General features: G+C 47.5%; 3 protein-coding genes and 2 pseudogenes. 2 read left to right on the top strand and 3 right to left on the bottom strand.

Annotated features, from left to right (window positions below; genetic code table 11):
* Positions 1-95: 95 nt before the first annotated feature.
* A pseudogene (locus ACMWKA_RS25485) lies at positions 96-1193 on the top strand (type II site-specific deoxyribonuclease); the annotation flags it as partial.
* Between the two features lie 33 nt (positions 1194-1226).
* Here the strand turns inward: ACMWKA_RS25485 and ACMWKA_RS25480 are convergent.
* Complete coding sequence (locus tag ACMWKA_RS25480) at positions 1227-2660, bottom strand: DNA cytosine methyltransferase (RefSeq protein ID WP_001288432.1); 1434 nt, start codon at positions 2658-2660, stop codon at positions 1227-1229.
* 98 nt (positions 2661-2758) lie between these two features.
* On the opposite strand from ACMWKA_RS25480, the pseudogene ACMWKA_RS25475 reads away from it, so the two are divergent.
* A pseudogene (locus tag ACMWKA_RS25475) lies at positions 2759-3031 on the top strand (IS1 family transposase); the annotation flags it as partial.
* 10 nt (positions 3032-3041) lie between these two features.
* On the opposite strand, the gene ACMWKA_RS25470 reads toward ACMWKA_RS25475, so the two are convergent.
* Together ACMWKA_RS25470 and ACMWKA_RS25465 are read right to left on the bottom strand one after the other, a co-directional pair.
* Positions 3042-3248 carry a hypothetical protein gene (locus ACMWKA_RS25470; protein WP_001749967.1) on the bottom strand — a complete coding sequence of 69 codons (207 nt, stop codon included), beginning with the start codon at positions 3246-3248 and terminating at the stop codon, positions 3042-3044.
* A 4-nt stretch (positions 3249-3252) separates the two neighbouring features.
* Positions 3253-3690 carry a restriction endonuclease gene (locus ACMWKA_RS25465; RefSeq protein WP_020325134.1) on the bottom strand — a complete coding sequence of 146 codons (438 nt, stop codon included), beginning with the start codon at positions 3688-3690 and terminating at the stop codon, positions 3253-3255.
* Between the last annotated feature and the right edge of the window lie 134 nt (positions 3691-3824).

Here is a 3824-nt window from a genome sequence, read left to right as displayed (position 1 = left end):
CCTGGGCGAAATGCGCCTGGTAAGCAGAGTTTTTGAAATGTAAGGCCTTTGAATAAGACAAAAGGCTGCCTCATCGCTAACTTTGCAACAGTGCCCTTTATATCCCTTCAGGTATCGTTGAAAAACTCTTTCCGTCTATCAACCATACCCGTGAACTGAACCCTTCGGTTTTTCTCACCGCACATGTGTCATCGCATGATTGCCCTGACAGCGAAGCCAGGGCAATTTATTATAACAGCCGTCATTTTGGTAAAACCCGGAATGAAAAAAGGATTACCCGCTGGGGTAGAGGCAGCCCACTTCAGGATCCTGAAAATACAGGGGCTCTGACGCTCCTGGCTTTCAAGCTTGATGAGCAAGGGGGGGACTGTAAGGAAGTAAATATTTGGGTATGCGCCAGCACTGATGAAGAGGACGTCATTGAGACCGCTATTGGTGAAGTTATACCCGGAGCGCTTATATCCGGCCCCGCAGGACAGATTCTAGGCGGACTATCTCTACAGCAAGCGCCAGTAAATCATAAATATATTCTACCTGAAGACTGGCACCTGCGCTTTCCGTCGGGAAGTGAAATTATTCAGTATGCAGCCAGCCATTATGTGAAAAATTCCCTTGATCCGGATGAGCAACTTCTTGACCGCCGGCGCGTGGAGTACGACATATTTCTATTGGTTGAGGAACTGCATGTTCTGGATATCATCCGGAAAGGATTTGGCTCTGTGGATGAATTTATTGCGCTGGCCAATTCTGTCAGCAATCGCCGTAAATCCAGAGCCGGGAAGTCGCTGGAACTGCACCTGGAGCATCTATTCATTGAGCACGGCCTGCGACACTTTGCGACGCAGGCCATCACAGAAGGTAATAAAAAACCCGATTTCCTTTTCCCTTCCGCAGGGGCTTACCACGATACTGAGTTTCCCGTAGAAAATCTGCGCATGCTGGCAGTCAAGACTACCTGTAAGGATCGCTGGCGTCAGATACTGAATGAGGCCGATAAAATTCATCAGGTGCATCTGTTTACACTCCAGGAGGGAGTTTCTCTGGCTCAATATCGGGAGATGCGGGAGTCGGGTGTCAGATTGGTCGTGCCATCATCTCTGCACAAAAAATACCCGGAGGCGGTGAGAGCTGAGCTAATGACGCTAGGTGCGTTTATTGCTGAGCTGACAGGGCTTTACGCAGATATTCCATAGATTATCTCCCGGCATAAATACCGGGAGGAGCGATCAGATTCGTTCAACCTTGCACGAATCGGCATTAACCGCTTTCAGGATATAAGGTTCAAGCAGTTTGGCTACGGCTTCAAACACGGGCACCACTACGGAGTTACCGAACTGCCTGTACGACTGAGTGTCTGACACAGGAATGCGAAAAGGCCTGCCATCTACTTTTTCAAAACCCATAAGGCGCGCGCACTCTCGCGGAGTCAGCCTGCGGGGCCGATGCGCCTGATTTTCTTCGTTCGCGAAGTCTGTTTCACCTGTGGCCATATCCCAGCCACGGTCTATCAGAATTTCAGACCCGTCTTTGTGATAGCGAGCAGAAAGCGTACGGGCAATGCTTTCTTTATTTTCAGGATTAACGAGGCCAAAACCGAATCCGTTACCCTTAGCTGCGTGCTTTTTGGCGTAGTTATAGAGATACTCCCAGAGTTTCGGCGTCAGTATATATTTGCTGTCAACCACGGGTTCCAGCAGTTCGCCAAATGACGGACGCTGTTCCGGATAAAAACGACTAATATCGCGCAGGGTAAAGCCCTGGTGAATGTTCAGATCACGGCGGAAACCGACCAAAACGATACGTTCTCGGTGCTGAGGTAAAAAGTGCTTTCCGTCGATAACTTTAGGATCGTTTTTGCCCATCTCAGCTGCATCCGCAACTTCATAGCCCAGTTCGTCGAGGGTATCCATGATGACTTTAAAGGTTTTACCCTTGTCATGGCTCTTCAGGTTTTTAACGTTTTCAAGAACAAAGATGGCAGGTTTTTTTGCGCGGATAATACGCGCCACATCGAAGAAAAGCGTTCCCTGAGCCTCACATTCGAAACCATGCGCGCGCCCGAGCGAGTTTTTCTTGCTTACGCCCGCAAGGCTAAACGGTTGACAGGGGAAACCTGCTAGAAGTACATCATGATCCGGCACATGCTCATTAATGTAAGCATAGGCATCGTTTTCAGGTACTTCAGGTTTATCACTGAGCGTGACTTCACGAATATCGAGATTGAAAGTGTGTTCCTGAGCATCGTTAAACCAGTTAGCTTTATATGTGCGCACAGCCTCTTTATTCCATTCACTGGTAAAAACGCACTGGCCACCGATGGTTTCGAAGCCCTTCCGTATACCTCCAATCCCAGCAAACAGGTCAATAAACCGGAAGGCATAGTCAGGGTGATGTGCAGGCGCTTCCGGAAGCATTTTTCGTAGAAGTTCCTCTTCGGCTAACGTCAGCGTCTTAGGTGAGCACTTACCATTAATCCAGCGATTAAGAGTCTCGCGACTCCACTCATTTTTACCAACTTTTCTAAGCAGTTCAGCCACGTACTTCTGGTCATAGATTTCCAGCACCTGCCCGAGCAGCTTTTTATCATTTTCCTGTCGCAGTTGTTCTTCCGCTTCTGCTTTCTCAAGCAGATCCTGCGCCAGTAATTCAAATTCAGACATATTGCCTCCATTGGGTCTTATGGGTGAAACTGTATCACTCATTTGACCCAGATTGAATGTTTTTATCTGGATATTTAAACAGGTTTATTGTTAGGTAACGCACGTTGGCCACGCTGGAGCGTCTTCTGGGCCTGCTGTCGGCCTTTGAGGTCGTGGTATGGATGACGGATGGCTGGCCGCTGTATGAACCCCGCCTGAAGGGAAAGCTGCACGTTATCAGCAAGCGTTACACTCAGCGCATTGAGCGACATAACCTGAATCTGAGACAACATCTGGCAAGGCTGGGACGGAAGTCACTGTCGTTCTCAAAATCGGTGGAGCTGCATGACAAGGTCATCGGGCATTATCTGAACATAAAACACTATCAGTAAGTTGGAGTCATTACCGGTTCTCTTTGTCTTTTAGTGATTCTATAAACCTCATTACGTCTGAATATAAAAATCTATTATTTGATTTATGTGGCTCATGAGGTTGTGGGATGGTCTTGTTTTTGAATGTGCCAGTTTTCTTAATGGCAAAGATTAACTCACCTTCTGTTATTCCTAACATTTCAGCAAATGTTTTTGCTTCTATAGTTACTGACTTCATTTAATTAACTCTCATGGTATCGATTTTCTTTACCGGCATCTTTAACAATGGTGCTCGTTTCTAGTGTTGCTGCGGTACGCTTCATCATCGTCTGCGGGGCGGTTGCGATAGTGAAGGAGCTGCCGGGCGTGAGCAAATCTATCAGGCGCTGGCCGCTGATAATCTCCATCCGTTCACTGGCAATACTGACAGATTTTGAACCTGCGCCGGTTTTCCCGGTATGGCAAAACAGACCGCGACAGTTATGACGTTTAAGCAACTTCTCGAACTCCTGTACGTGCTGTAAAGCAATATGGCCGCGATAGCGTTTAGCCTGAATAAGATAGCGATATTTTCCTATTATTACCTGGCCGTCAATGCCTCCATCGCCGGTATAGCGTTTGTTTCTGATGGTTCTGAAGCCATGCGCTTCAAATCCTTCCAGCAACAGTTCTTCAAACACAAAAGGATCAATTTTCCTCAGGTAGTTAATTTTTTGGGCACTGTTGCAAAGTTAGCGATGAGGCAGCCTTTTGTCTTATTCAAAGGCCTTACATTTCAAAAACTCTGCTTACCAGGCGCATTTCGCCCAGGGGA

Origin of the sequence: Enterobacter sp. 03-F-07-AD-ECC (assembly GCF_047530935.1) — a bacterium.
Taxonomy (GTDB): Bacteria; Pseudomonadota; Gammaproteobacteria; order Enterobacterales; family Enterobacteriaceae; genus Enterobacter; species Enterobacter cloacae.
Note: the sequence above shows the minus strand (reverse complement) of the source record. Positions and strands in the feature narration are given on the sequence as shown.

Coding starts and splice junctions, on each gene's coding strand:
- ACMWKA_RS25470 (WP_001749967.1), bottom strand. CDS start 3,248: ATGAAGTCAGTAACTATAGAAGCAAAAACATTTGCTGAAATGTTAGGA.
- ACMWKA_RS25480 (WP_001288432.1), bottom strand. CDS start 2,660: ATGTCTGAATTTGAATTACTGGCGCAGGATCTGCTTGAGAAAGCAGAA.